Source organism: Sporosarcina sp. FSL K6-1522, assembly GCF_038622445.1.
GTDB lineage: Bacteria > Bacillota > Bacilli > Bacillales_A > Planococcaceae > Sporosarcina.
Genome location: NZ_CP152019.1, coordinates 1,825,564 through 1,851,472 on the forward strand (window position 1 = coordinate 1,825,564; position 25,909 = coordinate 1,851,472).

Below are 25,909 nucleotides of genomic sequence, written 5' to 3' on the forward strand. Positions count from 1 at the left end.
CTACTCCTTTAACACCGCATCAATATAGATGGATGGTTGTAGTAATACGTTTGAAGCATCTGTCATGTATGGAACGAGCCATTCGCTACCGACACCATATAATACAGAGAGGATGACCAATATCACGGCTGGCAGCATCCTATTGCGATAAGGACGACGCTCGGTTTTTGGTAAGTCGACAGGTTCGCCCCAAAATGCATAGATGAAAATGCGAATAACCGATAACAGCACGACAAGGCTTGAGGCGAGAATGATGATACTACCCCAGATGTTGCCAGATTCAAAGGCCCCCTCTACAATTAGCAGCTTCCCAACAAAACCGCTTAGCGGCGGAATTCCCGCAAGCCCAAACGCTGCAATCAGGTAAATCCAGCCAAGTGGCGCATGGGTCTTCATTAAGCCGCCCATTTTCCGCAAATTGGACGTGCCTGTGATGTAGATGATGATACCGATGAGTAGGAACAATGCCCCTTTAATCAACATATCGTGAATCAAATAGAAAATCGCACCTGTTAAACCTGCATCATTCATCTGTGCTGCACCAAACAAAATAACGCCGACAGCAATCACGATATTGTAAATGATAATTTGTTTTAAATCAAAATAAGCAAGTGCCCCAACGCAGCCTGCAATAATCGTTAACAGCGCTACAACAGAAAGAATTTCATGTGTAAAGCCGACGTCATGAATAAAGAACAACGTGTACGTCCTCATAATGGCGTAGACACCGACTTTCGTCAGCAATGCACCGAATAGTGCAAGGACAGGTATCGGCGGTGCTGCGTACGATCCAGGCAACCAGAAGTACAGTGGGAAAATAGAACCTTTCACCCCAAAGACCAACAGCATCAGGATAGCAATAACCGTAATGATACCCGGTTGTCCAATCTGAGCGATTTTGACGGAAATATCAGCCATATTCAATGTTCCGATGACGGAGTAGAGATAGGCCACCGTAATGACGAACAACGCGGATGAAATGACGTTGACTAACACATATTTAATCGATTCGCGAAGCTGTTTTTTCTCGCCACCTAGTACGATTAACACGTACGAAGCGATAAGAAGCACTTCGAAGAAGACGAACATGTTGAAAATGTCACCCGTTGTAAAGGCCCCATTGACGCCCGTCACCATAAAGAGGATAGCCGGGTAATAAAAGAACCGTTCACGTTCTTTGCCGATGGCTGTAAAGCTGTAAATGACAACAAGCAACGTTAGGACAATCGTTGTTGTCACGAGTAATGCTGAGAACATATCTGACACCATTGAAATCCCGAAAGGTGCAGACCAGCCGCCCAATGTAATCGCTTGAATACCATCTGCTTTTACTTTAGCGACGAGGAACAGCGCAGCAACTAAGCTGGCCAGCAAGCCGATAAAAGTGAGTGAACGTTGTACGCGAATATTCTCTTTGAAGAATAGCAGAATAATCGCGAAGAAGAATGGTAAAATGATTGGAAATAAAAGTAGATTAATCATGCTCGTCATTTCCCCTCATAAGATTCATATTATCTGTTTGATGGACTGCGTAAGCCCGATACGCAAGCACAAGGATAAAGGCCGTCACACCAAAGCTAATGACAATCGCTGTTAAAATCAGCGCTTGTGGCAATGGGTCTGCAAAATCTGTGACGCCATCTGTTAACACGGGTGGCGCACTACCGCCTAGTCCACCCATCGTTAAGATCAATAAGTGTGCCCCGTGACTAAGCAAGCCCGTTCCTACGATGATTTTGAGCAAGCTTCTCGAAAGGATTAAGTAAGTAGCCGCCGCAAATAGGATTCCGATGACTATAATCATGATGAATTCCATTAGGCATCTCCTCCTATCGTTTGAATCATTGTAATGGCTGCACCTACAACCACAAGATAGACACCTGCATCGAAAATCATCGCCGTATGAAGAGACGTCGTGCCAAATAACGGCAATGTGAAATCATCGAAAGCATGTGTGAAGAATGGTACGTTGAAAAAGATGGAGCCGGCTGCTGTTCCGAGAGCTAGCAGTAGACCAATCCCCGTGACAATCGTAAAGTTAAAGGGCAGGGCTTTTTGAACCGTTTTTAGGTCGAAGGCGAGCAACAGTAAGACAATTGCGCCCGTCGTCAGTAATCCACCGACAAAGCCGCCACCTGGTGTATAGTGTCCTGCAAAGAAAATATGGATGGAAAAAAGAAAGATGATGAAAAATACGACTTTCGTAGCCGTTTGTAAAATCACATCATTTGTTTTCATCCTTACCCTCCTTTCTTGCCAGTCGCAGACGAATCATACCGAGTACGCCGATTCCTGCGATCGATAGCACGGCAATTTCAAACAACGTATCAAATCCACGATAGTCTACGAGAATAACGTTGACGATATTTCCGCCACCCGCTTCTGTTGCGACTGTATCTTTATAGTATTGTGAAATCGATGGAATAAGCTTTTGTGAATGCGCAGACAACGCGACAAGTGCTACCGTAACCCCAACACCTACGGCAATGACTGCATTTCCAAGCTTGTTGCGTGTCGTTTCGCCATGATTTTTGAGAGATGGCAAGTGTTTAAACGCTAGCAAGAACAACGCCACGGAAACTGTTTCAATAACGAGCTGTGTCAGCGCCAAATCCGGTGCTTTGAAAATAACGAAGAACAACGCAACCGAATAGCCAACGGCACCAAGTGCAATGATTGCTGCTAGTCTCGTCTTTGCAAGTAGAATCATGACGACGGCAATCACTAAAATAATCGCAGTCATAATACCATAAAGTGTCACAGGTGAAAAACTATCCATATCGACAACAAATGCTTCTTTTATGAACAATGTCGCCGTTGTAATCGCGACGATAAAGGCAAACATATACAGCAAATACGTGCGAATCAAGCCCGTCATATAGAAACGAGATAGGCGGTTCATGCCACTTTCACCGAACATCATTGTAGAGTCATACAAAGCATTCAACGACAAATACTGTGGTTGAATGTCGTACAGCTTCTGCCATTTATTCATCGTCAAGTATAGAACAGCTCCAACCCCAACAACGGCAATCGTCATCCATAATGCAGGAGAATCAAAGCCATGCCACGCAGCTACATGCACTGCCACCTCAGACGGATGATTGTACAGATCTGGCTGAACAGCCATCACAGCAGGTTTAACTAACCATTTGCCAATTAGGTTTGGAATGAAGAAAATCCCGACAACAAGTGTTGCCAACAGGACAGGAGAAATCAGCATGCCGACAGGTGCCTCGTGTGGCGTTTGTGGCAGCGGCTCACTTTTGCGTTGCCCTGCAAATGTTTTAAAGACAAAGTAGAAACTATAAACAAATGTGAATACGCTTGCAATCCATGCCACAACCGGGAAGATGATGCCCCATGTCGCAAAGTTATACAGCTCGAAATGACGAATGGCTAACATGGACTGTAGGAACATTTCCTTACTGAGAAAACCGTTAAATGGCGGCAGCCCTGCCATCGACATCGAACCGATAAATGCAACGGTAAAACTGACAGGCATAATGCTCATCAAGCCACCGAGTTTCCGGATGTCACGTGTACCTGTTTCATGATCGACAATTCCAGCAATCATGAACAAACTACCTTTGAAAGTCGCATGGTTAATTAAATGAAAAATCGCTGCGAACGCTGCAAATTTAAAAATCGCATCATCTGCATGGTAGGCAACTGCCCCAGCACCGAGCAAAGACATAATAAGTCCAAGCTGACTGACTGTGGAGAAAGCAAGGATGGCTTTCAAATCGGTTTGTTTGACGGCAAAGAATGAGCCCCAGAACAAAGTAAGTAGCCCAATCCCTGTCACAAGCCAAACCCATACTTCGGATACGGCGAAAATCGGCGTAAAACGTGCGACGAGATAGATACCCGCCTTGACCATTGTGGCAGAGTGAAGATAAGCACTAACTGGTGTAGGCGCTTCCATTGCATCCGGCAACCAAATGTAAAAAGGGAATTGGGCAGACTTTGTAAATGCACCGAGTAAAACCAAAATGAGTGCCAATGTGAAGAATTCATGTTCTACAAGTGTTGCTGAGTTGGCAATTAGTTCACGGATTGAATACGTGTCGCCCATAATCCCGAGTAGTACGAAGCCCCCGAGCATCATTAAGCCGCCAAATACCGTAATCATCATCGATTTTAGTGCACCAAATCGGGAGCGATCTCGTGTATACCAATACCCGATGAGTAAAAAAGAAGAAATCGATGTTAATTCCCAAAATAGATAGAGAGAAATGACATTATCAGATTGTACAACGCCCAACATCGCACTCATGAAAATCAGGAGATAGACGTAGAAGTTATTCAGCTGCTCTCGATCTTTATCGAGGTAGAAAATGGAGTACAGTACAACGAGTGCACCGATTCCTGTAATGAGCAGTGAAAACAGGAGGCTAAGTCCGTCAATATAGGAGACGAACGAAATGCCGAGGGATGGAATCCACTGTAGTTCGGATGTGGCGTATCCGCCATCCATTGTCGTTGAGATAAATCCTAAGTAAAACACGAACAGAGCGATTGGGACAACTAACACAAACCATCCCGTATGTATGCCTTTCAACCGTTTAAAGAGCAACGGAACGAAAAGGGCAGCCACAATCGGTAGAAAAATCAATAGCACGAATTCCAAGAAAATCCTCCTTTTTAAACGCAAAAAACGCAAAAAAAGTCCATCAAAAAGGGCATAGATATCCCTTGGTGACAGACTCCTCCAAATGCGCTCGAATATTTGATTGAAGTCACTATACCATAGCTCGCGGAAATTGTAAAATTGAAAAATGAGAGAAGGGTTTCAGACGTTGTTGCGCAGTTGGACGCTCTTCCTATAGTATAGAGACGGATGAAAAATTAAATGGTTGAGGTGTTACATTGAAGAATCCATACATATACGGCTACTTACCATTCGTCACAATTGTGCTGTTCAGTTTAACGTTTGGTGTGTATACAGTAAGTACATCGGTAGAGTTGTTTAAGGAAATTGGTTTATATACGGGGATGCGTGAATTTTTAACAGATATGCAGCTGCGGATGTTTTTACTTGTCATTTATGCGTTGCTTTTTTTTATGGTTTTTTCTGCATTGAAGCTCATTGCGGAGACGATTCATGAAACGGCGATGCTGTTTTTTTCAAAGGATGTACAAGGGGAGTCGTATAGTGAGGCAAAAGGCGGCAACGTTATTTACTTTTTCGGCGCATTGGTATCGGTAGTTGGGATTCAATCGATTCAAATTCTCGCTGCAATCTTTTTAATCACGACGCTTGTTTACTTCATCTACACCGTGTATAAGCTAAGTAAATTCATGACCCTTTTTAGCACGGTAGGGTTGATGTTTTTTGAAATTATGATTTGGAGTACGATTGTGTTTAGCGTTATTTATATTCTCTTAAAGCTTTATAATGGTGTGATTGCAAGCCTGCCTTTTATGGAAAATAAAACAGACTAGCCGCGTGATACGTGGCTAGTCTTGAAGTAGTGTGGAGAATAGACGTAAATGCAGTTTTTGATTGCTTAAGTATTGAATAGACTTTGGTCGATCATGGCCAAGCCAGACCGCTGTTGTGTAGTTGTCATTCATTCCCCCGACCCATAGATCTTTGTAATGGTCTGTCGTGCCTGTTTTGGCTCCCATATAGCCCGTTGTATAGGAAATACCGCGCCCTGTGCCATTTAACACGACATCTTGCAGTAAGTCGCGAATGATGGACACGGTCGAAGGGGACCAAACATTGACACGCTCTTTCGGCCATTCGTACAAAATATTGCCTGCTCGATCCTTTACGGCTCGAATCGCATGGGCAGGTATATACGTACCGTCTATGAAGCTTGTATAGGCTCCAGCAAGTTCAAGAGGTGTCATTCCTTTTGTAAAGCCGCCGAGCGCCGCAGGGTAGTTATAATCCTTTTGCGTGACAGACTTAAATCCGAAAGGCTCGATATAACTGAAAGCTTCCTCAATGCCAATGCTCCGCAACAGGCGAACAGCTGCTGTATTATGGCTGTGACGGAAAGCATCCTTCACGGTGACGGTCCCATAGACGAAGCCACCAACGTTTGTAGGACAATAGGAACCGATGCAAATGTTGCCCGCGTTTACAGGTGTTTTACTTGTATAGGCACTACTTTCAAAGAGTGGTGCATAGACAAGCAGGGGTTTGATGGCAGAACCAGGTTGCCGAATGGCTTGATAGGCTCGATTGAAATCGGCTTTTTGATAATCTTTCCCTGCGAATAAGCTAACGATTTCTCGGGTTTGATTGTCAATAACAGCGGCTCCCGCTTGTAGCCCTTGTGGTTTTAACAGAGCGGAAACGGCTCGCTCATCGTGTTGCTGCTTTTGAGGATTAAGTGCTGTTTCAATGACGGGGCCTGTCGCTAATACTTCTGCTGTCCGTGCTTTTAGTTGCAATTGCAATTCCATCTTCTCGGCGTCGCTTTTTGCTTGTGCCATTTTTTCGGTGAAGCCTTCGGAATAGGCAATCAGTTCCTCCAGCTCGGAAAGGACATATGTACTGTAGGCAGGCGCATTGCGTTCCTTCTTTTTAATGTTCAAGTGGATAGCCGTATTTTTATGTACGTCTAGTTCTTCAGCTGTGAGAACCCCATTCTTAGCAAGAATCGTTAACAAGCGTTCTTGACGTGCTTTTGTCTTTTCGAAACGCTGTAATGGATCGTATAAAGAAGGATTGTTCGGAATCGCGGCAATGAAAGCCAATTCCGCCTCATTTAATTCCCCTAAAGGACGGTTGAAGTAGTAGGTCGCCGCGGCACCGATGCCGTACACTTGGTTTCCGAAATACATTTCGTTTAAATACATTTCAAGAATTTCTTCTTTTGTAGATTGCTTCTCTAATTCCGCTGCATAAAAGAGTTCTGTTACTTTCCGTTCATACGTTTTGTCTGTCGATAAAAACCGCATGCGCACAACTTGTTGCGTAATGGTAGAAGCACCTTGCCCTAAACTGTCACTCGCTGTGTTGGCTGCGAAAGCGCGGGCGATGGCTGCCACGTCATATCCCCGATGTTCAAAAAATCCGGCGTCTTCACTTTCTAGAAAAAGCTGGCGTACAAAAATAGGAATCTCCACAAGCGGTAAGGGCTCGCGCCATTCCACGTATTCTTCAGAGAAAATAAGGCCATTGCGATCTTTCATCGCAACGGGTACTGTGATGGTTGGAGCTGACAGTTCAATGGAGTTGTTCATTTGCTCATTAAAAGCGCCTGCTGTATGCCATTCCGTCACAATTGCATTGGGCATAAAGACGAGGAAAGGTATCGTTAATAAAATAATGATAAAGCCGATGAATGCCTTCAACATCGGACCTCCGTTCGAAAATATGTACTATACAAAAGAATAGCATATTCCCATCAGGGGAGCGTGCTATTTTTTTGTAGCAGTTCAAAGAGTTGTCCGCGTAAGTTACGGAACTGTCCGTGAAGCAGTCGCAACTGTGAGTGAAAATTGTAAGACTGTCCGCGCAACCGAAAATGGTCCATGCGAAAAACCACTTCATCCACCGAACTCCGGCTTTTGAAGTGGTTTTTAGTTCAAGTATGTGCTCGCTGTTGTTGCGTAGCAAGGAAATCCTCAAAGTCTTGCGAAGGCTTTCTTTTCGCATAATACAAGAAAGAAAATCCGACTAAGAACAGCACACCCGTTACGATAAAGACCGACGAAATACCGATAAACCCACTGACAATACCACCGAACATCGGGCCAATAATATTTCCGAGGAAACGGAAGCTCGTATTGTAACCCATGACTTCACCTTGAATATCGATCGGTGCTTCCCGTCTAACGAGTGCGGTCGTAATTGGAATCATCCCGCCGAGCGCAATCCCGAACAGCAATCTAAAAATCATCAGTTGCCATAGCTCGGTCACATAGGCTTGCGGAATAATAAAGATGAACGATAATACCAATAAAATGGCTAACACTTTTTCATACCCGATGTCATCCCCAAGCTTGCCCCAGCGACGAGCAAACAATAGATTGCCCAAACCCGCGGCGCTAAATGTAATCCCGGCGAGAAATGCGACGTCTTTGGCATCGGTTAACTCCGCAACATAAAGTGATAACAATGGCTGAATGCTAAAATTCCCAATTTGAATCAGTGCCGTGACAATCATGATATTCAGCATGAGGCGATGATGCAATAGCCCACTTAAAATCGTTTTTCGTGAATAAAGATTGGCTCTTGCACTTTTGATGCGCTGTTGTTCTTTAATCCCAAATAAGACGATAATCGCTGCAAGTGTGACAGAAATAGATGTGATGATGAAGGTGTATTGGAATCCGAAGGCATCTGCTAACAAGCCGCCTAAAGCAGGGCCAAACAGCGTGCCTGTTACGCTGCCCATTTGTAAAGTGCCGAGCATTTTGCCGGCTTCTTCCTTAGCAGTTTGTGAGGAAACGAAGGCGAGAGAGGTTGGGATAAACCCTGTAACGACCCCATTCAGTAGACGTAGTAAGAAAAAGGCTTCTACGGAATTAACAAAGCCCATTAAAAAGACGGATATTGCAATCCCAAAGCCGTTGATAAGGAGAATGGGCTTAAACCCGTATTTATCGGCAACGCGTCCCCAAATGGGTGACATAATGAGTGCTGTCACAAAGGTAGCACCAAAAATAAGCCCAGACCATTTCTGGACATAAGCGTCGGAATAGTCCCCGAATGTTTCAATATAAAGAGAAAGGAAAGGCATGATCATCGTCATCGTTCCTGCGACGAGAAAATTGGAAATTAAAATGATGATAAAGTTTCGTTTACGCACGTCCATATAATAACCTACTTTCTGTATCGTGCTCCTCCTTACAGTATAAAACAGTTCGGGACACGAAGAAAGTATCGTGCCTTAATCATCGAAATTGCGATTGCAATATGGTAAACTAATTCAGGGTGAATAGTAATGAAAAAAATCTATTTCTCTTTGCTCATGCTCATTATTCTCGTGCTTGTCGCCGCATGCGGTACAGGGACGACCAAGGATAATGAACAAGAGAAGGAAAAACAACCTCCAGCTGAAGAAACGAACGCGCCGGAGTCAGAACAATCTGCTGATGAATCATCGGCTGCAGAAGAAAATAATGTAAACGACCAAGAGGAGGCAACAACCATGTATCCACAGTTATCGAAAGAAGTAGCAGCAAACGAAGCACTTGTAGTAATGAACACAACACTAGGCTCGATTAAAATTAAGCTTTTCCCTGAACAAGCACCAAAAACAGTTGAAAACTTTTTAACACATGCGGAAAATGGCTATTACGATGGCATCATCTTCCACCGCGTTATTGAAGACTTCATGATCCAAGGTGGCGACCCAACAGGTACAGGAATGGGTGGAGAAAGCATTTACGGTGCTACATTTGAAGATGAGTTCACAATGGACCTATTCAACCTAAATGGTGCATTATCAATGGCAAACGCTGGTCCTGGAACGAACGGTAGCCAGTTCTTCATCGTTCAAGCGTCACAAGCTCCTGGATCTGCGAAACAAATGGAACAAGGCGGATGGCCGGCAGAAATCGCGAAAGCTTACGAAGAAATGGGCGGCACACCACACCTTGACCAAAAGCATACGGTATTTGGACAAGTCATTGAAGGTATGGACGTTGTCAACAAAATTGCAGCAGTGAAAAAAGGTCGTCAAGACAAACCAGTTGAAGACGTTAAGATCGAATCAATCGAAATTCTTCAAAAGTAATCTTGCCCTGCGAAATTTAAATGTAAGGAAGTGTACGTAAATGAACGCTTTATTAATGCCGTTCCTTTACTTCCCAGAAGATAAATCCGAGTATATTCCAGCAGCATTTTCGATGCTTTTTTTCGGAATCTTATTAGTGTTAGCTTATAGATGGATTCTTCGTACTTCGAAGAAGCAGGAGCTAGCAACGAAAGAACTTGAAGAACGTATTCTCCGCGAACGCCGCGAGGCAAAAGAAAAACAGCATCCTCAACAATGAGGTGCTGTTTTTCTTTTGGTGCCACTAACAACGCTCGGCGCTTGTAAGATACCTTCGCACAATCATAAATTCAATCTATATAATCAGTCGTTCATCGCCATAATGAAGCGCTTTACACCTTCTTCGACGAGTGCGCGTGGTGTTGCGACGTTCATGCGTAAGAAGCCACGTCCTGCTTCACCGTATTTGGACCCCGGTTCAAGTGCAAGTTTCCCTGTTGTTAACAGCTTGTCCATCATTGCTTCCTCGGTTAACCCTGTACCACGATAGTCAATCCATAACAGGTATGTAGCATGTGGCTTCGCAATTTTTAAGCCAGGAACAGCTGTTGTCAGTTCGTGAATCACGTAGTCCATGTTACAAGAAACAGTCTCTAGTAATTCTGCGAGCCAAGGGCCACCTTCACGGTAAGCAGCCGTTAGCGCCGCCGCAGCGAATGGGCTCAAATCCATTTGTCCGTGTGCCATAGCATGTAATGATAGTTGTTCGCGTACGCCAGGATCAGTCGCAATCATGACCGAAGCTTGGACACCTGCAATGTTAAAGGTCTTTGTTGGCGCTACACATGTAATAATGCGTTTTGCTTCTTCGCCAGCAAGCGTCACAAGTGGAATATGTGTATGACCTGGGAAAACAAGATCTGCATGAATTTCGTCAGACAAAATAAGCACATCATACTTTGCGCAAAGTCTAATTATTTCTTTTAGTTCGTCTTCTTTCCAGACAATTCCTCCAGGGTTATGTGGATTACATAGGATGAATAGTTTTACATTTTGTTGTAGACGTTTTTCGAATGCCTCAAAGTCGATGGAGTATGCCCCATTTTCTTCATGCATAGCGCAATCAACAATCGTTCGCTGTTGGCGACCCGGAATTTGGAAAAATGGTGGATAGACAGGAGATGTAATGAGAATGCCATCTCCTGGTGTTGTAAATGTTTCAACGACGGAGGCAATTGCCGGTACAACGCCATGGTGAAACAGCATCCAGTCGTTGTCAGTTTGCCATCCGTGGCGTTCAGCAAGCCAAGTGCGCACGGCATCTTTACAACCTTCACACATATACGAGTAGCCGAAAACAGGATGATCTAACCGTTCTTTCATCGCATTGACGATGACGTCAGGTGCAGCAAAATCCATGTCAGCAATCCACATTGGTAACATATCAGATGCGTCTTCGATTCCATAAATTTTTTGCATCAGATCCCACTTAACAGAGCGGGTTTCACGTCGTTCAATCACTTCTTCAAATATGCTCATGAGTCTCGCCTCTTTTCTTTTTTCTCTACTATGTTATCATAATCTAAACTATTGAAAAAAATAAGGTGGATTATCGTGCAAACAATCGAAATAAATAAAAAAGCCGTTGCCCTTCTTGAACAATGGGATCCGTTTGAAGTGGGAACGAAAGCATATGAACTTGAAATTGTCGATGTTGTCTCGGAATTGCATCGTCTCGATCATCCGACAGATCTTGCGAAGCGAATTCGCGAAATCTATGAACACTCTTATAGGTTATGGATTCCAATCGAAAACTGCATGAAAATTTCTTATAAGTTATTAGCGATTAAATATGAGGCGAAGTGTATCGTCTAAATTAGTAGAGCCCTACCTATGAACGTATAGGTAAGGCTCTTTTTGTAGAATCAGGGTATTTAAGTCGTAACTCTGGTTATGAGGGGTGGGTAAATGTTACTATCATATAGTAGTCTAAAGAATCATGTTGGTGAAATGAAAGAGAGGAAGAAAGAATATGTTTAGCTTTAAAAGTATCAAAAGTAAATTATTATTTGCGTTTTCGCTCGTTATTATTGCGGTTATCCTACTAGGAATTTATAACATTTCTGAAATCATGAAGAGTAATAAAGAAGCGGAAAACATTTTAGAAAAAGAGCTGCCATTTTTAATTGCCAACGAACAAATGGCGTTAACAATGGCCAATCGGATATCGACTGCCCGCGGTTATGTCTTATATGGCGGAGACTTCCGGGATCGTTTCAATGCCTACACAGAACAAGGGATACACAATGAGAAGATTATCCGGGATATCCATGCTACAGAAGAGTTCGACCAGCTGATTAAGCAGACGGTTGCTTGGCGAACGATGATTGATACGGAAGTCTTCGATGAGTATGATAAAGGAAATAAAGAGCTGGCGTTGCAGAATTTAGCGGCATCCGCCGAGACGGTTCGCGAGATCATGGCCGGTTATGAACAAATGGCAAAAGATAGTGAGGCAACAATCAATCAGATCCAGCAAGAAATTATAGATAGAGGAGCAGCGACATTTCGCCTTGTAGTCATCATCACGATTTTCGTCATTTTATTTAGCGTGGTCGTTGCTCTTCAAAGTGCCAATTCGATTACTAAACCAGTTAAAAGGGTAATGGATCGTATGAATAGCATAGCAAAAGGCGATTTAAGTGAAGAGCCCCTTGAAGTACGATCGAAAGACGAGGTGGGGCAACTCATCCATGCGACAAATGAGATGAATAACAATACGCGTCAGTTATTAAATGAAATCAATGCTGTTTCAGAAACAGTAGCAAGTCAAAGTGAGGAGTTAATCCAGTCATCAGATGAGGTAAATGCAGCTGCGCATCAAATTGCAGTTACAATGCAAGAGTTGGCTGTAGGTATAGAAGGGGAGGCTCAAAGTGTAAGTGAGCTAGCCGTCATGATGGAGTCCTTTACAAGTAAAGTGGAAGAAGCAAATGAAAAAGGGGAATCTATTCAACGCTCGTCGGGGGAGGTCCTGACGATGACTTCAGAAGGCAGCCAACTCATGGCATCTTCAAGTGAGCAAATGGTGAAGATTGACCAAATTGTGCAAGAAGCCGTTCAGAAAATCCAAGGGTTAGATGCACAGTCCCAAGAAATATCCAAGTTGGTTGTTGTGATAAAGGATATTGCCGACCAAACGAATTTACTAGCCTTAAATGCGGCGATTGAAGCAGCAAGAGCGGGTGAGCACGGCAAAGGTTTTGCTGTTGTAGCAGACGAGGTGAGAAAACTAGCAGAACAGGTGACTGTTTCGGTCACTGATATTACCGGCATTGTCACGAGCATCCAAAATGAATCAAGCTCTGTAGCCGGTTCGTTGCTGGAAGGTTATGAGGAAGTAGAAAAAGGTACAGAACAAATCAAAAACACGAGTGAGACATTCAATGGAATCAGCGGTGCTGTGACAGAAATGGTTCAACACATTCACGGGGTTACAGAGAACTTGTCCGATATGGCAGCAAACAGCCAAGAGATGGGTGGATCCATTGAAGAAATTGCAGCAATCTCTGAAGAATCGGCTGCGGGTGTAGAGCAAACTTCCGCTTCATCGCAACAAACAAGCAGTTCAATGGAAGAAGTAGTGGGAAGTTCGAGACAACTTGCCGAATTGGCTGAGCGGCTGAATGGCTTAGTGCAGCGATTTAAATTATAAAATAATCACTCATTATAAGTAACAAGCGAGCTTTCCCCTCGATTTGACGGGGAAGCTCGCTGTTTTTATATGTGATGAAGCAATGCTTTGATGGCCGCATAACATATGGCTGGTAGATTATTGTATTTGATGATTATAGAGCAAACCGTCTCCATCCAATTCGATAATTTTTAAATGGCGGTCGTGTTTAATAAAGATGCTTTTATAAACTTTCCTTCCATCGGCGTCTGTGAAGAGAAGAATTCGTTTTCCAGGATTATCAGTTTCGAGTGTAGCTTGGTATAGCGTAAGATCAATCTTTTCAGATAGTGTCTGGTATTCTTCATAAACCTCAAGGTCTAGCGTTTGTTCTATTGCATTCGCATTTTCTATAGATTCCTGTGTATCCGCTATATCCATATCTAGATTCTCTGTAGTGTCCTGGGTATCTTCCGTACATCCTACTAAAAACATAACGCTCATAATTGTCAGCAACCACTTTTTCATAATGCAACACCTTTTCTATAGATATTAAGATAAAATACAGGATACCATTGAATGCTTATGAGTGCTAGGAAATGCTTTGATTATGAGCTGTATTACCGTTTAATTATATAAATGGATCACATAATTTTATTTTTAAAATATATAAAATTATTGGCGATCAATTAATCCAAGAATAGCTGCATGAAGTGAAACAAATCGCTCTAAAGTTTCGTATCATCTACAGCAGCAAGAGGGCGAGGAGGAGCTATGAACGACATTGAGTTAATTGAGAAAGCGAGGCAAGGGGATCGGCTTGCCTATGGAGAACTGATGCAATTGCACTATCGGACAGTCGAGAAATTCGCCTATCAATGTGGCGTCCACCTCGATGATATACCGGATGTCACGCAGGAAGTGTTCATCAAGTTATATCGTTTTTTGCATCAGTTTAAGCAAGAACGCTTCACGACTTGGCTGTATAAAATTACTTTGAACACTGCGCGTGATTATTATCGTAAGGAAAATCGTGAATGGGATAAACAACAGAAAGTCAGTGAGCATCGTCCACCGACAGTACAGAAGTCCGTTGAAACGCAAGTGTTACTGTTTGAAGAGGATCGCGAACTTCATCAAGCCATTGTCCAGCTTGACGAAAAATATCGGATTCCACTCATTCTCTACTATTTTCAGGACTTATCCTATCAACAAATTGCAGACGTCTTAAACCTTACACTTTCTACTGTGAAAACACGGTTACATCGTGCAAAAGATGGCTTGAAAAAAGCAATTGATCAGAATGGGGGAATCGGGCATGGACAATAACGATTTCGATAAACGGATGGCATTTCTGAAAAAGTCCTATGATCGTATGCCTTCTTCATTTGATAGTGAGGAGGTACTTCAAAAAATTGAAGAAGAGACACGGAATGCTAGACCTGCCACTCGAAAAAAAGGATCCTTTCGACGTTCGCTGACGGTGTGGGCTGCCGGCATTGCCAGTGTTTTTTTGTTCGGTATAATTACGGCTATGGTTGTCATGGATCAGCAAGAGAACGAGAAAGAGTTTACTGCGACAGAAGGCATCGAGGCGTACATTGAAGTGCTGCAAAAGGAATATGCTATCGAGCGAGAAAAGCGGCGGGAGATGCTGAAGCTAGAGGAAGAGAAGTTTGGGCGATTGGTATTTGTCCAAAATGCGGATAGCCAGATGGCATTTATGGCAAGTGCGAGCTATCGAGAGATTTTACAAAATCGGGAAGAGGATGAGAAGCGAAAACACATTAGAGGAAAGTTTGACGAAGCGCTATCTGGATTGCAACTGCCGTCTGAAATGGTGGAAGAACTTACTAGCCATCCACTTGTGGATGATGAACAAGCGAGTGTCCATTTCGTTGGTGTGTATCGTGAAAAAATTCAGGCGCTCATCACCGTTTATGATGAAATACTGGCAAAAAATGCCGAGACCCTAAACAGTCCTAGACTAGAGTCATTTCCTGATAAAGCGCAGGCTTTGATGCAAAGCCCTAACCAATTACCGCAAGAATTACAACAAATTATCGCCACGATGCAGGGGCAGTCCATCGAATTTTATACTAATCATAATAGGGAGGAAGTCGAAGCCCGTTATTATGCTTCAGCAACCCATAAATATTTGCAACAGCATCTTCATCCGAATACGCTTGGCTATGTAGGAATGCTCGTACAAGAGCCGTATACATTTGGTGGAATGTTGCAGTATTCAGCGCAAGAATTGGTGCCCATGTTGCAGGAGATGGAACAGACATTGCTCACAGTGGAAGAGGATTACGCCTTGTATACTGTGCTGGAGTCTCATTATATCGTTGTTTTCAACACGCTTATGCAGCAAGCACGAGTTGTCGATAAGCAAGGAAGAATCGATGAGCAATTTAGGGTGCCTTTAAAAGCGCTAGCGAGTGGTGAAGAGGTGACGCCATTGAATTATCTTGTCAGCCCCATTGTAAAAGAGTTGGAAGCCTCAGGTTGGCGTGAATCGGAGAGTTGGGATGTTCTTGATTATGATGATATTGAGGATATGTTGGTGTTGGCAAGAGTGGGGCAGCTTTGAGTGTAAGGCGGTCATAAATGTCGTCAAGCCGGTCATAAATCTCAGCATGGCAATCATAACGGTCCTCGTGCCGGTCATACATTCAGCAGTAGGTTGCTAAAGAGTCGTAATTGATCGACTTATTTGGCAGCCTGCTTTTTGGTATAGTAGGGATGTGGTGTGATTGTAAGAAGAGGAGTGGCTGTAACGCATGAAAAATGAGGATGCAAGTGAACTTGAGCGATGGCAGGATATCTATGCTGAACGCATGATGCTATTCGCTTTTCAATTTGGCTGTAGCTTGGAGCAAGCGCAGGAACTAGTAGGGGCTACCTATAATCGAGTGGATGAGCAGCAAATCGAAAACGAAGAACAGTTGTTGTCTCTACTCTATAAAATGATGATTGAAAAATTGACGAATATGCGGTTGACTGCGCCCGTCACGAGTGATGCACTGTCATTTGAGGAAGATGAACAGCTTCATCAGCAAATTAGTTGCCTGCACAATGAATGGAAATTGCCTTTCATTTTATCACGATTTCATCATATGGCTACGACAGAAATTGCGACGATTATGGGGAGATCTACGGAGCAGGTTGAACAAGTAATAGCAAGTGTCTATCAGCAATTAAACCTTGTCCATCCCGATAAACAGTTGGCATTTCTGCAAAAGTCTTATGCGCGAATTCGTCCAACTTGGCACAAGGAGTCGATTGAACCAGCGATACCTGAATCTATTGAAACAGTTCCTTCATCTCCACAACTTCCTCAGCGGCAGGTGATTGCTAAAAAGCCGCTGTATGTATGGCTAGTTGGTATCATCGTCCTCATTGGGTTAGTAGGTTTTTCGGTCTTGACGAGTGAAGATTATAAACAGAAGTCCAGAGAGAAGTATGTAAAGCGCCTACAAACTTCTTTTGAGAAAGAAATGGCGCAGAAGCTAGATGTATTAGGGCTTGTTGAAGAGGATTTGCAGGAGGTTAGTCATTATTATGATATAGGTGGCGACTACAAAGGAACTGTACGTGGTCAATTTAACTCGCTTATTAGGAAACTTGAACAACAGCTTGAACAAGGAAAGAAGCCCGATAAACCTCATATTCAAGAACAATACGAGCAGATCATAAAACAAATGGAATTGCCCACCGAAATGGCGCAACGCTTATTCAATGCTCCATTAACGACTAATCCGGAAAGAAGTCTAGCGTTTATGGAACGGTATATGAAGAGCGTGTCACTGGTGCAACAAGCCTATTCTATGAAAGTGGCGAGGTATAATGAGTCGATTGGAAATCGCCTTTCTGAAACAGTTTTTGATGTTGAAACATTTTATGACCAGCAGGCTACATTTCCTGAGGACTTGCAAGGGGCGCTCAGTGGTTTGGAGGGACAAAATCTACGGTTGAAGTCGGTCGAGGGATGGGGAGTCGTTTCGTCGTTCTATGAAAAAAATAGCTTTAGTGCGCAAGTGCGTAACTCGTTGCATCCAGATGTGCATGGCTACTTGACGGCTTTAGAAAGCCAGCCTTTTGTCTATTATCAATATCAAGAGGAAGAGGACAAGTTTTTGACGAGTTTGGCCTACTCGCTAGAGGAATCTATTGAATTTATTATAGAGATGGAGCAGTCTTTACTTGCAACGACTTCTGAAGGATTGGCGTATCAGCACTTAAGTGGGAGTTACATAGAGCTGCTATGTGTGATGACAGATTGCGAGCAATCTAATCGAGTGTTTGATGAAGAGGGAAAAGTGAAAGATGATCTGCAAAAGGCTTGGCGAGCTCTTGCGGAAAACAGTGAAGACTCACCATCAGCGGTCATTATGCAGCAAATTATTACGGAAATGGACGCAACGGAATGGACATCATCTGAAAGCCTGTCGCGTTTACAGTGGTTCCATTTCCAGGAAGCACTGCAGTTAGCCAACGAGGGGAAGTTGAAGTTTTTTACAATTGAGGAGATCGAAGAGATTGAGATGATTGATTAACGCCTATTTTATGGGTGCGTGAGGCCCTACACTTTTTGCCCGACATCTGGAAACATGGTATAATTTTGATGGCCTTATTGGCAGATTCGATACCAAAATTAGAGTGGGAGCTGTTTTCAAATGGCAAGAAAGTATGAAGTGGGTGAAGAACTTACCGGCAATGTGACAGGCATTCAACCATATGGTGCGTTCGTTGCACTCGATGAAGAAACGCAAGGGTTAGTCCATATTTCTGAAATAACGTATGGCTTCGTGAAAGACATTAACGAATTCCTAACAATTGGGCAAGAAGTACGGGTGAAAATACTTGAAGTGAATGATGAAGCGGGAAAAATTAGCTTATCAATCCGTGCACTTCAAGAAGAACCGCCAGCTATCCGAAAAGACAACCGCCCACGCAAATCCCTACAAGATCGCGTGAACGAACGGGATGCAGATGGCTTTAACTCATTGAAAGACAAACTGCAAGGATGGATTGAAAAATCCGGGCAATAAGAGAAAAGCGCAAGCTCCTAGGCGCTGAAGCCTAGACAACATGAAAAGCGGAAGGTGCCGTTTAGACGCGGCTGGCATAAGGCGGAATGGCGAAGCGGTGCTCTTTACCGCACGGCCGGTCCGACTTATGACCCGAGCGACTGGTACCTGAAGCCTAGACAACATGAAAAGCGGTACCAATAAAAAACGAGGACAAAGGCGATTTAGCCCTTGTCCTCGTTTTTTATTTTTCGTAAACGATACTGCAAATTTTGCCTGCTCATACCGAGTGCAGTGGCGGTCTTCGTAACGTTATCGTCATGTAGCTTCATCGCCTTTTGAATATAATACGCTTCGGCCCCGCGTAAAAATTGATCGAGTGAAAGTAATTCTTTATCCGACTGTACGATGAAATCAGTAGCTTGAATAGCATCATCCGTCATTGCACCGCTTTTCATGCGAAAGTGAAGAGGAAGCATGTCATAGGTAATGGTGGCTTCTGTTGAAGAGATGGATGTCACTTCGTCGAGCAGAAATTCGAGCTCACGCATATTACCGGGCCAATTATAGTTGAGAAAAAGCTCTTTGACTTCGGGAGTAATCGTCGTCAATGTAGAGCCAAAGCGTTCCTTGCGTCGTAACAAGTACGCATCGATGAAAGGCAATAGATCTTCTTTGCGTTTCCGAAGTGGTGAAATCCGAATGGTAAAAGATGCAAAGAAGTAATATAAGCTTTTCAATAAAGCGCCTGAAGAAATGAGTTCTACAGGGTCATCACCAATGCTGGCGATAAATTGTCGCTGATTTTTGGGCATTGCCCGTAAGATAGCGAGCAGTTTTTGTTGCAAAGGAATGGATAGTAAATCGATTCTTTCACAAAATAATGTCAGTGTGTCTAGATCCTCTACGTCTTCTTGTAAACGATCAATAAGTGTAGGGTCTGAACTATGACAAAACAGGGTATAGAAAAGATGGTTAGCAGGCGATAGTTCACTATGTATACTTTCCGCAATCAAATCCTTTCCAGTTCCCGATTCACCAATTAATAGCACGGGTAATTTTGCGTGAGCAGCTTTTTTGGCTGTTGAGATAACAGCTTTCATAGGTGGAGAAGCGGCAATAATTTGATTGAATGTGACGGGGTCATTATTTTTGCGGTACGGTTGAAGTACAAACTTTTCTAGTGCTGTTACATCCCGTGCAAGTTCGATGGCACCGATGAGTTGATCCTTGTCGAAAATCGGGTATGTATCGTTGATGGTCGTAATTTCTGTGCCATTTTGATTCCAGTAAGTTTGTTTAACATTGAGTTGTTCTTTTGCATTTTGCAGTACCTTTAGCAAGGTGCTCTCTTCTTGTTCGAAGTTGAAAAGTTCTAAAATCGAACGGTCGCCGACATCTTCCAGAGCGAGGCCTTCAATTTCTTTCATCTTTTCATTATAGATAACCGTGCGTCCGTCTTGCTTGACGGCATGGATACCAACTCCCGCCCGATCCACAGCAAACTCATAAAAGGCGAGGAGGGATTCTTCGTTATTGTTCAATATAAACACCATCCACATAAGTTTTTATGAAAATTAATGAATAATACTTGAAATCTGCAACAATCTTTTGCATTATTATATATGCAATCAATTACTAAGTGCAAATATTTTTTGCGTTCTACTACAGAGGAGGATCAACATGATTCCATATAAACACGAACCGTTCACAGATTTTACACAAGAAGAAAACAAACAAGCATTCCTTGAGGCGTTAAAACAAGTTGAAGGCTACCTTGGTCAAGATTATCCATTGATCATTGGTGGAGAGCGCATCATGACAGAAGATAAATTAGTGTCAACAAACCCAGCAAACAAAGCAGAAGTTATTGGTTCTGTTTCTAAAGCAAGCAGAGACCTCGCTGAAAAAGCGATGAAAGTTGCGGATGAAACATTCAATACATGGAGAAAAGTAAAACCTGAATTCCGTGCGGATGTCCTATTCAAAGCGGCTGCAATCATTCGTCGTCGCAAACACGAATTCTCAGCACTTTTAACAAAAGAAGCAGGAAAACCTTGGAACGAAGCGGATGCAGATACAGCTGAAGCAATCGATTTCCTAGAATTCTATGCGCGTCAAATGTTGAACTTAAAAGATGGTATTCCTGTAGAAAGCCGTCCGGGCGAGTTCAACCGTTTCAACTACATTCCACTTGGAGTAGGTGTTGTTATTTCTCCTTGGAACTTTGCATTTGCAATCATGGCTGGAACAGCAGTTGCGGCTCTTGTAACAGGTAATACAGTTCTTCTAAAACCAGCTTCAACTACACCGGTTGTTGCTTACAAATTCATCGAAGTGCTTGAAGAAGCAGGTATGCCAGCTGGCGTTGTAAACTACATCCCAGGATCTGGTGCTGAAGTTGGGGACTACCTTGTAGATCACCCACGCACACGCTTCATCTCGTTCACGGGTTCACGTGAAGTTGGAACGCGCATTTATGAGCGTGCAGCAGTTGTCAATGAAGGCCAAATCTGGTTGAAACGTGTTATCGCTGAAATGGGTGGTAAAGATACAATCGTTGTAGATAACGATGCAGATCTTGAGCTTGCAGCACAATCTATCGTGAAATCAGCATTTGGCTTCAGCGGACAGAAATGTTCAGCTTGTTCTCGTGCGGTTATCCACGAAGACGTTTACGACCAAGTGCTTGCGCGTGTTGAAGAGTTGACAAAAGGCTTGTCATACGGAAATCCAGCTGATCAGTCGAACTTTACAGGTCCAGTAATTGACCAAGCATCTTTCGACAAAATCATGAGCTACATCGAAATCGGGAAACAAGAAGGTCGTCTAATCGCGGGTGGAACAGGCGATAGTTCAACAGGATACTTTGTTGCACCAACAGTATTTGCGGATCTTGATCCGAAAGCACGCTTGATGCAAGAAGAAATCTTTGGCCCAGTTGTTGGCCTAACAAAAGCGAAAAGCTTTACAGAAGCGCTTGAAATTGCAAACAACACGGACTACGGTTTAACAGGTGCGGTTATTACAAATAATCGTGCGCACATCGAACAAGCACGTGAAGATTTCCACGTAGGAAACCTATACTTCAACCGTAACTGTACAGGTGCAATCGTTGGTTACCAACCATTTGGTGGCTTCAACATGTCAGGTACAGACTCAAAAGCGGGCGGACCAGATTACCTACAACTTCACATGCAAGGAAAAACAACATCAGAAATGTTCTAAGAAAAGCGTAGGGCGCCTGGTTAGGCGCTGAAGTCTGGACATGATGCGTTGCATAAACTAAACAGACCCATCCAAAGGGTGGGTCTGTTTTCTACATAACAAAGGGGGCAACTGGTATGTCGGTATCACAAGAAGTGATTGTGCAAACAGAGAAATATGGTGCTAATAACTATCATCCACTGCCGATCGTCATTTCAGAAGCGCAAGGGGTTTGGGTGAAAGATCCAGAAGGCAACAAGTATATGGATATGCTATCCGCTTATTCAGCGGTGAACCAAGGGCATCGTCATCCTAAAATTATTCAAGCATTAAAAGATCAAGCGGATAAAGTGACGTTGACATCACGTGCATTCCATAATGACCAACTTGGTCCGTGGTATGAAAAAGTTTGTCAGCTATCAGGAAAAGAAATGGCGTTGCCGATGAATACCGGGGCGGAAGCTGTCGAAACCGCTGTGAAAGCAGCACGTCGCTGGGCTTATGATGTAAAAGGTGTGGCGGAAGATCAAGCGGAAATTATCGCTTGTGTTGGGAACTTCCATGGTCGTACGATGACGGCGGTATCTTTATCATCCGATGCAGAGTACAAACGTGGATTTGGCCCAATGCTTCCAGGCATCAATCTGATCCCTTATGGTGACATTGCAGCATTGGAAGCAGCGATTACACCGAATACAGCGGCATTTTTGATTGAACCGATTCAAGGTGAAGCGGGTATTCTTATTCCACCAGCTGGCTTCATGAAAGCGGCACGTGATCTTTGTACACAACATAATGTTCTCTTCATAGCTGACGAAATCCAAGCTGGCCTATGCCGCACGGGGAAAATGTTTGCTTGTGAGTGGGAGGGCATTGTGCCGGATATGTACATTCTCGGTAAAGCATTGGGAGGCGGCGTATTCCCAATATCTTGCGTAGTGGCGGATAAAGAGGTGCTTGGCGTCTTTAATCCAGGATCACATGGCTCGACATTTGGCGGTAACCCAATGGCCTGTGCCGTATCCATTGCTTCATTAGAAGTGCTTGAGGAAGAGGATTTGGCGAACAACTCTCTTGAACTTGGAAATTATTTTATGGAAGAGCTAAAGAACATTAGCCATCCGTCGATTAAAGGAGTAAGAGGTCGAGGATTATTCATCGGCGTCGAATTGACGGAAGCCGCACGTCCGTATTGTGAAAAGTTAAAAGAGCTCGGATTGCTCTGTAAAGAAACACATGACACGGTTATCCGATTCGCTCCACCGCTTGTTATTACGAAAGAAGAACTCGATTGGGCAATTGAGCGAATTAAAAAAGCTTTCGTGAATTAATAAAAATCACCAAAAGTCTTGTCTAATATGTTACAATATGTGCGAAGAAAACATTATGAATCAAAGAGGCGAACCAATAAATGACTGAAAACCTGAATCTGTTTACGTCTACACAAGATGTCATTAAAGATGCACTTGAGAAACTGGGCTATGATGAAGGAATGTATGAACTACTGAAAGAACCACTTCGTATGGTCGAAGTAGGTATTCCAATCCGTATGGATGATGGTAAAGTAAAAGTGTTTAAAGGCTATCGTGGCCAACATAACGATGCTGTAGGTCCGACAAAAGGTGGCGTTCGTTTCCACCCGGCGGTAACAGCAGAAGAAGTAAAAGCACTTTCAATGTGGATGACACTAAAAGCTGGAATTGTCGATTTACCATACGGTGGCGGTAAAGGTGCAATTGTTTGTGATCCACGTGAAATGTCAATGGGCGAGCTTGAGCGTCTAAGCCGTGGCTATGTCCGTGCGCTGAGCCAAGTAATGGGACCTGCAAAGGATATTCCTGCTCCGGACGTCTTTACAAATGCGCAAATTATGGCATGGATGATGGATGAATACAGCCGAATCGATGAGTTTAACTCACCTGGTTTTATCACGGGTAAACCAATTGTACTTGGTGGTTCACAAGGGCGTGACCGTGCAACTGCGGAAGGTGTAACAATCATTATCGAAGAAGCGGCAAAACGCCGTGGTATCGATATGAAAGGTGCACGTATCGTTATTCAAGGATTTGGAAATGCGGGAAGCTTCTTATCGAAGTTCCTTCATGATGCAGGTGCTACGGTAATCGGTATTTCTGATGCCTACGGTGCACTTCATGATCCGAATGGTCTTGATATCGACTATCTACTAGATCGTCGTGATAGCTTCGGTACAGTGACGACACTTTTCGACAACACAATCACAAACGAAGAATTGCTTGAACTTGACTGTGATATTCTTGTGCCTGCAGCAATTGCAAATCAAATTACTGAGAAAAATGCACATAATATTAAAGCAAAAATCGTTGTGGAAGCAGCGAATGGACCGACAACTGCAGAAGGTACAAGAATTCTAACGGATCGCGGAATTCTCCTTGTACCAGACGTATTGGCAAGCGCTGGTGGCGTAACGGTTTCTTATTTTGAGTGGGTTCAAAATAACATGGGTTACTACTGGTCTGAAGAAGAAGTTCGTGAGAAAATGACGAAAAAAATGGTTGACGCATTTGATAATGTTTACACGGTTGCACAAACACGCAACATTGATATGCGTCTTGCAGCGTACATGATTGGTGTACGTAAAACTGCAGAAGCATCTCGTTTCCGTGGTTGGGCGTAAGATAAAATGAAAATAAAAGGCATTCCCCGATTTTTTCGGGGAGTGCCTTTTATGCTTCTTCCGGCGTCGCAACTGACAGATCTTTAGGTTCCTGTGCTTCATGGGTTCTCCAATGTTTAAATAACAAGCCTAGATTGAAAAGTCCTGAAACGCCAATGAGTAGGTAGATGAAGCGAGCGAGGGATTCTGTTGGACCACCCGCCATTTGGGCAACAACGTCAAAACGAAATATGCCAGCTACTCCCCAGTTGAGTGCACCGATAATCGTAATCGCAAGGGCTAGCTTTTGTAGTTTTTCCATTTACGGACACCTCCTGACTTTACTATTCCCCGTAGTTTTGTTTTCATACGGCACCCGTCAACTTTGCAAAAAATCATTGTATTTCGGATAATAGAGAAAGGAAAAGGAGGTTGTTCTACTATGAATGAATTTGCATTTTATAATCCAGTAAAGCTCCTATTTGGAAAAGGGCAGTTGCGTAAATTAACAAACGAACTGACAAACTACGGCAAAAAAGTGCTCGTTGTCTATGGTGGCGGTAGCATTAAGAAAAATGGTTTATATGATGAGGTGATGACACTTTTAACAGACCATGGGATGGAAGTCCATGAACTTGCTGGAGTAGAACCCAATCCGCGTGTTTCTACAGCACGCAAAGGGGCAGCGATTTGTAAGGAGAAAGAAATTGACTTCATTTTAGCAGTTGGTGGCGGTTCTGTAATTGACTGTGTCAAACTGATTGCATCGGCGGCGAAATATGAAGGAGATGCGTGGGATTTAGTGATCAAAAAAGCTTTGCCTACAGATGCACTCCCATTTGGTACGGTTTTGACACTTGCGGCAACAGGCTCTGAAATGAATGCGGGCTCTGTTATTACAAATGAAGAAACGCAAGAGAAACACGGTTGGGGAAGTCCGTTTAGTTTCCCGAAATTCTCCATTCTTGATCCAACCTATACGATTTCCGTTCCGAAAGATCAAACGGTTTATGGCATTGTTGATATGATGAGCCATGTCTTCGAACAATATTTTAATAATGCTGCAAATACCCCTGTTCAGGATGAGTTGTGTGAGGGCGTTTTACGTGCAATTATGGAGGCGGGACCTAAACTCGTCGAAAAATTGGATGACTATGATCTGCGGGAAACGATTTTATTTGCAGGTACATGGGGATTGAACGGTTTTCTTCAAATGGGTTATCGTGGCGACTGGGCATCACATGGCATTGAGCATGCTGTTTCGGCCGTTTATGATATTCCGCATGCGGGTGGGTTAGCCATTTTGTTCCCGCATTGGATGCGTCATAATGTAAAGGCGAATCCGGCGCGATTTGCTAAACTAGCTGTTCGTGTCTTCGGTGTGGATCCAGCAGGGAAAAGCGATGAAGAAGTGGCCTATGAAGGAATCGATTATTTACGCGCATTCTGGTCGTCGATTGGAGCGCCTGAAACGCTGGGGGACTACAAGATTGATGATTCAAAACTGGAACTGATGGCTGAAAAGGCTGCGGGTAACGGAACTATCGGGAATTTTGTTAAGCTTGGTAAAGATGATGTAATCGAAATTTTGAAAGCTTCATTATAAGTAAAAGGAAAAACGTCATGCCAGGGTCTTCTTCTGGCGTGACGTTTTTTATCTTCATTCAGCAAATTT

At 43.4% G+C, this 25,909-nt stretch carries 23 protein-coding genes; 13 read left to right on the forward strand and 10 right to left on the reverse strand.

The window, feature by feature from the left end; genetic code table 11:
• From MKY34_RS08880 to MKY34_RS08895, 4 genes are read right to left on the reverse strand one after another with little or no spacing between them, the layout of a single operon-like run.
• On the reverse strand, window positions 1-1,482 hold the full coding sequence (locus tag MKY34_RS08880; protein ID WP_342514822.1) for a Na+/H+ antiporter subunit D: 1,482 nt from the start codon (window positions 1,480-1,482) through the stop codon (window positions 1-3).
• A complete protein-coding gene (locus MKY34_RS08885) occupies window positions 1,475-1,816 on the reverse strand; it encodes a Na(+)/H(+) antiporter subunit C (protein WP_342514823.1) in 342 nt (113 codons plus the stop codon). Before MKY34_RS08885 ends, MKY34_RS08880 begins: the two co-directional genes overlap by 8 nt.
• Window positions 1,816-2,238, reverse strand: a complete 423-nt coding sequence (locus MKY34_RS08890; RefSeq protein WP_342514824.1) for a Na(+)/H(+) antiporter subunit B — start codon at window positions 2,236-2,238, stop codon at window positions 1,816-1,818. Before MKY34_RS08890 ends, MKY34_RS08885 begins: the two co-directional genes overlap by 1 nt.
• Window positions 2,225-4,633, reverse strand: a complete 2,409-nt coding sequence (locus tag MKY34_RS08895; RefSeq protein WP_342514825.1) for a Na+/H+ antiporter subunit A — start codon at window positions 4,631-4,633, stop codon at window positions 2,225-2,227. Before MKY34_RS08895 ends, MKY34_RS08890 begins: the two co-directional genes overlap by 14 nt.
• 239 nt (window positions 4,634-4,872) lie before the next feature.
• Here MKY34_RS08895 and MKY34_RS08900 point away from each other — a divergent pair, with 239 nt between their 5' ends.
• Entirely contained in the window at window positions 4,873-5,448 is a 576-nt protein-coding gene (locus MKY34_RS08900) for a YufK family protein (protein ID WP_342514826.1), read from the forward strand.
• A gap of 15 nt (window positions 5,449-5,463) precedes the next feature.
• Here MKY34_RS08900 and MKY34_RS08905 read toward each other — a convergent pair whose 3' ends face one another.
• The gene (locus MKY34_RS08905; protein ID WP_342514827.1) at window positions 5,464-7,320 is read right to left on the reverse strand and encodes a transglycosylase domain-containing protein; all 1,857 of its coding nucleotides are present in this window, start codon (window positions 7,318-7,320) and stop codon (window positions 5,464-5,466) included.
• Between the two features lie 230 nt (window positions 7,321-7,550).
• On the reverse strand, window positions 7,551-8,783 hold the full coding sequence (locus MKY34_RS08910; RefSeq protein ID WP_342514828.1) for an MFS transporter: 1,233 nt from the start codon (window positions 8,781-8,783) through the stop codon (window positions 7,551-7,553).
• Between the two features lie 129 nt (window positions 8,784-8,912).
• Here MKY34_RS08910 and MKY34_RS08915 point away from each other — a divergent pair, with 129 nt between their 5' ends.
• Entirely contained in the window at window positions 8,913-9,707 is a 795-nt protein-coding gene (locus MKY34_RS08915) for a peptidylprolyl isomerase (RefSeq protein WP_342514829.1), read from the forward strand.
• 40 nt (window positions 9,708-9,747) lie between these two features.
• Window positions 9,748-9,966 (forward strand): hypothetical protein, encoded by a 219-nt coding sequence (locus MKY34_RS08920; RefSeq protein ID WP_342514830.1) that lies wholly within the window; start codon window positions 9,748-9,750, stop codon window positions 9,964-9,966.
• 83 nt (window positions 9,967-10,049) lie between these two features.
• Here MKY34_RS08920 and MKY34_RS08925 read toward each other — a convergent pair whose 3' ends face one another.
• Window positions 10,050-11,225 (reverse strand): MalY/PatB family protein, encoded by a 1,176-nt coding sequence (locus MKY34_RS08925; protein ID WP_342514831.1) that lies wholly within the window; start codon window positions 11,223-11,225, stop codon window positions 10,050-10,052.
• Between the two features lie 75 nt (window positions 11,226-11,300).
• On the opposite strand from MKY34_RS08925, the gene MKY34_RS08930 reads away from it, so the two are divergent.
• Both MKY34_RS08930 and MKY34_RS08935 read left to right on the forward strand, forming a co-directional pair.
• Window positions 11,301-11,561 (forward strand): DUF1871 family protein, encoded by a 261-nt coding sequence (locus MKY34_RS08930; RefSeq protein WP_342514832.1) that lies wholly within the window; start codon window positions 11,301-11,303, stop codon window positions 11,559-11,561.
• A 157-nt stretch (window positions 11,562-11,718) separates the two neighbouring features.
• Window positions 11,719-13,401 carry a methyl-accepting chemotaxis protein gene (locus MKY34_RS08935; RefSeq protein WP_342514833.1) on the forward strand — a complete coding sequence of 561 codons (1,683 nt, stop codon included), beginning with the start codon at window positions 11,719-11,721 and terminating at the stop codon, window positions 13,399-13,401.
• 117 nt (window positions 13,402-13,518) lie between these two features.
• Here MKY34_RS08935 and MKY34_RS08940 read toward each other — a convergent pair whose 3' ends face one another.
• The gene (locus MKY34_RS08940) at window positions 13,519-13,887 is read right to left on the reverse strand and encodes a hypothetical protein (protein ID WP_342514834.1); all 369 of its coding nucleotides are present in this window, start codon (window positions 13,885-13,887) and stop codon (window positions 13,519-13,521) included.
• A 246-nt stretch (window positions 13,888-14,133) separates the two neighbouring features.
• Between MKY34_RS08940 and MKY34_RS08945 the strand changes: the two genes are divergently transcribed.
• The 4 genes from MKY34_RS08945 (at window position 14,134) to yugI (ending at window position 18,413) form a co-directional block, all read left to right on the forward strand.
• Window positions 14,134-14,688, forward strand: a complete 555-nt coding sequence (locus MKY34_RS08945) for an RNA polymerase sigma factor (RefSeq protein ID WP_342514835.1) — start codon at window positions 14,134-14,136, stop codon at window positions 14,686-14,688.
• Window positions 14,678-15,952 carry a hypothetical protein gene (locus tag MKY34_RS08950; RefSeq protein WP_342514836.1) on the forward strand — a complete coding sequence of 425 codons (1,275 nt, stop codon included), beginning with the start codon at window positions 14,678-14,680 and terminating at the stop codon, window positions 15,950-15,952. The genes MKY34_RS08945 and MKY34_RS08950 overlap by 11 nt, the downstream gene beginning before the upstream one ends.
• 190 nt (window positions 15,953-16,142) lie before the next feature.
• Window positions 16,143-17,918, forward strand: a complete 1,776-nt coding sequence (locus tag MKY34_RS08955; RefSeq protein ID WP_342514837.1) for a hypothetical protein — start codon at window positions 16,143-16,145, stop codon at window positions 17,916-17,918.
• Window positions 17,919-18,038: 120 nt separating this feature from the next.
• Window positions 18,039-18,413 (forward strand): S1 domain-containing post-transcriptional regulator GSP13, encoded by a 375-nt coding sequence (yugI, locus tag MKY34_RS08960; protein WP_342514838.1) that lies wholly within the window; start codon window positions 18,039-18,041, stop codon window positions 18,411-18,413.
• Between the two features lie 203 nt (window positions 18,414-18,616).
• Here the strand turns inward: yugI and MKY34_RS08965 are convergent, their stop codons facing one another.
• Window positions 18,617-19,936, reverse strand: coding sequence for a sigma 54-interacting transcriptional regulator (locus tag MKY34_RS08965; RefSeq protein ID WP_342514839.1), 1,320 nt, complete (start codon window positions 19,934-19,936; stop codon window positions 18,617-18,619).
• Between the two features lie 139 nt (window positions 19,937-20,075).
• On the opposite strand from MKY34_RS08965, the gene pruA reads away from it, so the two are divergent.
• From pruA to MKY34_RS08980, 3 genes are all read left to right on the forward strand, one after another.
• Window positions 20,076-21,620: an L-glutamate gamma-semialdehyde dehydrogenase gene (gene pruA, locus MKY34_RS08970; RefSeq protein WP_342514840.1), complete on the forward strand. Its 1,545-nt coding sequence runs from the start codon at window positions 20,076-20,078 to the stop codon at window positions 21,618-21,620.
• A gap of 116 nt (window positions 21,621-21,736) precedes the next feature.
• The gene (locus tag MKY34_RS08975) at window positions 21,737-22,930 is read left to right on the forward strand and encodes an ornithine--oxo-acid transaminase (RefSeq protein WP_342514841.1); all 1,194 of its coding nucleotides are present in this window, start codon (window positions 21,737-21,739) and stop codon (window positions 22,928-22,930) included.
• An 80-nt stretch (window positions 22,931-23,010) separates the two neighbouring features.
• Window positions 23,011-24,255, forward strand: a complete 1,245-nt coding sequence (locus MKY34_RS08980) for a Glu/Leu/Phe/Val dehydrogenase (protein ID WP_342514842.1) — start codon at window positions 23,011-23,013, stop codon at window positions 24,253-24,255.
• A gap of 49 nt (window positions 24,256-24,304) precedes the next feature.
• Here MKY34_RS08980 and MKY34_RS08985 read toward each other — a convergent pair whose 3' ends face one another.
• Complete coding sequence (locus MKY34_RS08985) at window positions 24,305-24,556, reverse strand: DUF378 domain-containing protein (protein ID WP_342514843.1); 252 nt, start codon at window positions 24,554-24,556, stop codon at window positions 24,305-24,307.
• Window positions 24,557-24,676: 120 nt separating this feature from the next.
• Between MKY34_RS08985 and MKY34_RS08990 the strand changes: the two genes are divergently transcribed.
• The gene (locus MKY34_RS08990; RefSeq protein WP_342514844.1) at window positions 24,677-25,840 is read left to right on the forward strand and encodes an iron-containing alcohol dehydrogenase; all 1,164 of its coding nucleotides are present in this window, start codon (window positions 24,677-24,679) and stop codon (window positions 25,838-25,840) included.
• Window positions 25,841-25,909: the final 69 nt, after the last annotated feature.

Coding starts and splice junctions, on each gene's coding strand:
- MKY34_RS08985 (WP_342514843.1), bottom strand. CDS start 24,556: ATGGAAAAACTACAAAAGCTAGCCCTTGCGATTACGATTATCGGTGCA.
- yugI (WP_342514838.1), top strand. CDS start 18,039: ATGGCAAGAAAGTATGAAGTGGGTGAAGAACTTACCGGCAATGTGACA.
- MKY34_RS08890 (WP_342514824.1), bottom strand. CDS start 2,238: ATGAAAACAAATGATGTGATTTTACAAACGGCTACGAAAGTCGTATTT.
- MKY34_RS08880 (WP_342514822.1), bottom strand. CDS start 1,482: ATGATTAATCTACTTTTATTTCCAATCATTTTACCATTCTTCTTCGCG.
- pruA (WP_342514840.1), top strand. CDS start 20,076: ATGATTCCATATAAACACGAACCGTTCACAGATTTTACACAAGAAGAA.
- MKY34_RS08945 (WP_342514835.1), top strand. CDS start 14,134: ATGAACGACATTGAGTTAATTGAGAAAGCGAGGCAAGGGGATCGGCTT.
- MKY34_RS08925 (WP_342514831.1), bottom strand. CDS start 11,225: ATGAGCATATTTGAAGAAGTGATTGAACGACGTGAAACCCGCTCTGTT.
- MKY34_RS08920 (WP_342514830.1), top strand. CDS start 9,748: ATGAACGCTTTATTAATGCCGTTCCTTTACTTCCCAGAAGATAAATCC.
- MKY34_RS08910 (WP_342514828.1), bottom strand. CDS start 8,783: ATGGACGTGCGTAAACGAAACTTTATCATCATTTTAATTTCCAATTTT.
- MKY34_RS08950 (WP_342514836.1), top strand. CDS start 14,678: ATGGACAATAACGATTTCGATAAACGGATGGCATTTCTGAAAAAGTCC.
- MKY34_RS08980 (WP_342514842.1), top strand. CDS start 23,011: ATGACTGAAAACCTGAATCTGTTTACGTCTACACAAGATGTCATTAAA.
- MKY34_RS08935 (WP_342514833.1), top strand. CDS start 11,719: ATGTTTAGCTTTAAAAGTATCAAAAGTAAATTATTATTTGCGTTTTCG.
- MKY34_RS08955 (WP_342514837.1), top strand. CDS start 16,143: ATGAAAAATGAGGATGCAAGTGAACTTGAGCGATGGCAGGATATCTAT.
- MKY34_RS08975 (WP_342514841.1), top strand. CDS start 21,737: ATGTCGGTATCACAAGAAGTGATTGTGCAAACAGAGAAATATGGTGCT.
- MKY34_RS08990 (WP_342514844.1), top strand. CDS start 24,677: ATGAATGAATTTGCATTTTATAATCCAGTAAAGCTCCTATTTGGAAAA.
- MKY34_RS08885 (WP_342514823.1), bottom strand. CDS start 1,816: ATGGAATTCATCATGATTATAGTCATCGGAATCCTATTTGCGGCGGCT.
- MKY34_RS08940 (WP_342514834.1), bottom strand. CDS start 13,887: ATGAAAAAGTGGTTGCTGACAATTATGAGCGTTATGTTTTTAGTAGGA.
- MKY34_RS08905 (WP_342514827.1), bottom strand. CDS start 7,320: ATGTTGAAGGCATTCATCGGCTTTATCATTATTTTATTAACGATACCT.
- MKY34_RS08915 (WP_342514829.1), top strand. CDS start 8,913: ATGAAAAAAATCTATTTCTCTTTGCTCATGCTCATTATTCTCGTGCTT.